Genomic DNA, 4,170 nt, shown 5'->3' on the forward strand with positions numbered 1-4,170 from the left:
TCGGTGGTGAAATTTGAATTTATGAGGGTATTGAAGTTTGAATACTAAGTCGGGTTATCAAAAGTATCTTTGAATGTTTAATATTAGGGAGTAGGGAATAGAAAAGAAGATGTAGCTATTTTTTTTCAAGAAATTAAGACTGAAAATATAGCTAGTCTTCTGTAGGGGTTTGGAGACCAAACCCCTATTTTTATCGGTGGTGAAATTTGAATTTATGAGGGTATTGAAGTTTGAATACTAAGTCGGGTTATCAAAAGTATCTTTGAATGTTTAATATTAGGGAGTAGGGAATAGAAAAGAAGATGTAGCTATTTTTTTTCAAAGAGGGCTGAAATTGGGACTGAAAATATAGCTAGTCCTCTGTAGGGGTTTGGTCACCAAACCCTTACTTTGATCGGCACTTTCATAATAAAGCTTCTGTCTGAACCAGATTTAGTATAATAGAATTCTTAATACAAAACAATGAGGAATTATGAAAATACAAAATTCCATAATAATTGCATTTACTTTAATTCTTGTAGTTGTTGTTTCCCTTTCTCGAACTTTAGTTCATTTATTAACTGAAGTATGGTGGTTTAATGCTGTTGATTTTGCTGATGTTTTTTGGACAAGATTAAGTTGGCAAATATTTCTTTGGGTGGCTACATTTTTTATTTACTGTTTGTTTCTTTGGGGTAATTATTGGATAGCTGAAAAATTGACAAGCGATCGCTCATATAGTTTTTTGAGAGGAACTGAATTAGCTCCCTATAGTAATATTTTTACTAAAGCAATTGTAATTGTAAATATTCTATTGATATCTTTAAGTGCAGCAGCAACTACATCTCCAGGTTGGGAGACTTTTTTGAAGTTCTTAAATGCTGTAGATTTTGATATTCAAGACCCAATTTATCAAAGTGATGTAGGCTTTTATTTATTTAGATTACCCTTATATGAAGGAATTAAAGATTGGTTATTTACCCTATTTATTGGTGGGTTAATTATTGCTCTTGTAGTTTATGCTTTGAAAGGTAAATTTACTAATCAGCGCAGATGGCAAAATTTCTTAACAGGTTCAATTAAAACCCATATTAGTCTTTTAGTTGCTGGAATTACGATTTTAGTTGCAGTAGGATTTTGGTTGGAACGTTATGAATTACTTTTTGATTCTAATGGGGTAGTTTTTGGGGCTGGATATACAGATGTTCATGCTAAACTTCTTGCCTATTGGGTTATGGCAATAATGGCATTATTATTAGCAGTAGTTTGTGTACTTTCTGTCTGGAAAAATAATATTCTATTGCCGACTTATGGGGTGGTTATTTATATAGTTATCTTTGGATTATTCAATGTTTTATATCCTGGGTTTCAGCAGAAATTTATAGTCAATCCTAACGAACTGCAAAAGGAAAAACCCTACATAGCAAATAATATTAAATTTACTCGTGAAGCTTATGGTTTAGATGGTGTAGAAACTAAAAGTTTTCCAGCTAAATCAGAATTAGATAGTCAAACATTAGAAAAGAATCAAGCCACTGTTCGTAATATTAGACTTTGGGATTATCGACCACTTCTTAGCACCTATCGTCAACTTCAAGAAATTCGACTTTATTATCGCTTTAATGATGTAGATGTTGACCGTTACACTATTGATGAAAATTACAGACAGGTAATGCTTTCTCCTAGGGAAATGGTTTATTCTCAAGTTCCTAGAAAAGCACAAACTTGGGTAAATAAACATTTAAAATATACTCATGGTTATGGGTTAGTAATGAATCCGGTAAATGAAGTTAAACCAGATGGTTTACCTGTGTTATTTATCAAAGATATTCCGCCAGTTTCTCAGGTAAATCTTCAGGTGGAGGAACCTGCTATTTACTATGGAGAAAAAACCGATACTCATATTTTTACGGGCATGAGTACCGAAGAATTTGATTATCCTCGGAGTGGTGAAAATGCCTTTACTTTTTATAGTGGTACGGGGGGAGTAGCAATCAATTCTTTGTGGCGAAAACTTGCCTATGCCTATGATTTAAGCAGCATTAATATCTTAATTTCTGGCTACTTTACTGACAATTCAAAAATTCATTACTATCGAAATATAAAAGAAAGAGTAGAGCAAGTTGCACCCTTTTTAAGATTTGATAATGACCCTTATATTGCTCTGATTGACGGAAAAATGCAATGGATATTAGATGCTTATACAGTTAGCGATCGCTATCCCTATTCAGAACCACTTTATTTGAGTAATAATGCTAGAGCAATATTAAATAGAGGCAATATTGAGCGGATAGCAAGAGGAAATGTTAATTATATTCGGAATTCTGTGAAAGTTATGGTTGATGCTTACAACGGTACAATGAAATTTTTCGTAGTAGATGAAAATGACCCAGTGCTGAATACTTACCGCAAAATATTTCCTCAATTATTCACAGAAAAATCAGAAATTCCAGCTAATGTTAAAGCGCATTTTCGTTATCCTTTAGACCTATTTAAAATTCAGGCTCAGATGTATTTGTCATACCACATGAGTGAGCCACAATTATTTTACAATCAAGAAGATTTATGGCGGTTTCCCACAGAAATTTATGAAGAGAATAAACAATTAATGGAACCCTACTATTTAATTATGCGTTTGCCAGAACAAAAGGGAGAAGAATTTGTTTTAATTTTGCCATTTACTCCAGTCAATAAAGATAATATGATTGCCTGGATGTCAGCACAATCTGATGGAGAAAATTATGGCAAATTATTGTTATATGAATTCCCCAAACAAAAATTAGTTTATGGTCCTAGTCAAATCGAAGCTCGCATCGACCAAAACCCTCAAATATCCCAACAATTAACTCTATGGAGTCAGAAAGGTTCAAAAGTAATTCGTGGAGATTTATTAGTAATTCCTATAGAAGAATCATTAATGTATGTAGAACCAATTTACCTCAGAGCTGAACAGGGAGAATTACCAGAATTAAAAAGGGTAATAGTTGCTTATGACAAAGAAGTTGTAATGGCAGAAACTCTCAATCAATCTTTAGCAGCAATTTTTGGTGGGGAAGTCGAAAAACCAGAAATTCAAGTTACAGAAAAAACGTCAGAAACAGAAAATATTTCCGATTTGATTAATACAATAGTAGAAATTTATGGTCAAGCTGAAGCAGCAAGACGACAAGATAATTGGGTAGAATATGGTAAATCTAAACAAGAATTTGAACGACTGCTTCAACAGTTAAAAAACNATCTTTAGCAGCAATTTTTGGTGGGGAAGTCGAAAAACCAGAAATTCAAGTTACAGAAAAAACGTCAGAAACAGAAAATATTTCCGATTTGATTAATACAATAGTAGAAATTTATGGTCAAGCTGAAGCAGCAAGACGACAAGATAATTGGGTAGAATATGGTAAATCTAAACAAGAATTTGAACGACTGCTTCAACAGTTAAAAAACCAAACAGAAAATAATCAAAATTAGTATTAGGGAGTTATTTCAGTTATCAGTTAGCCTCCTACGGAGGAACTGCGTTAACAGTTAGCCTCTTGCAGAGGAACTGCGTTAACAGTTATCAGTAGCTCCTACTGAAAAAGATAAATAATGACTTGTCAAAAAAAATTGTAGAGGTTTGGTCTCTAAACTGAAGCTAAGATGGGATTGGGAAACTAAATTCTGACGATAGAATCTGACAACCTATAGCTATATTAATCCTCAATTATTTGTCAAAAAAAATTGTAGAGGTTTGGTCTCTAAACCGAAGCTAAGATGGGATTGGGAAACTAAATCCTTACGATAAAATATGACAACCTATAGCTATACTAATCGTAAATTATTTGTCAAAAAAAATTGTAGAGTTTTGGTCTCCTTTCCCCAACCTAAAATGGGATGGGAAAACCAAATCCCTAGGATAGAATATTACAACATAAGCGCCGATTGCTATAAATTATTACCTTATAATCAATTATAATAATTCTTATACTGGTGGGTCACAAAATTATCGGTTTTAGGGAAAACTTTAACTGACAAAATGGCATTCATTAATTGATAATTAATAATGGAGAATTACCTCTGCTTAAAACCATCAGATTGAATATAAGGAAATATTCTAGTGCCGCTACGCGGAAGTCAAAATCCTGAAAGGTTGCGAGGCGACAGCCGTGGCAATCTCAAAATTCAAGCATTATTGATTGGTAAGGCTTTGAG

The 4,170-nt window shown here is 33.2% G+C and carries 1 protein-coding gene; it reads left to right on the plus strand.

Features of this window, described 5'->3' with window-relative positions; genetic code table 11:
- Positions 1 to 472: 472 nt before the first annotated feature.
- On the plus strand, positions 473 to 3,214 hold a 2,742-nt coding region (locus AFK68_RS07590; protein WP_143437665.1), incomplete at its 3' end, for a UPF0182 family protein.
- Positions 3,215 to 4,170 lie beyond the last annotated feature (956 nt).

It is taken from the genome of Hydrocoleum sp. CS-953 (assembly GCF_002260545.1).
Taxonomy (GTDB): Bacteria; Cyanobacteriota; Cyanobacteriia; order Cyanobacteriales; family Microcoleaceae; genus Trichodesmium.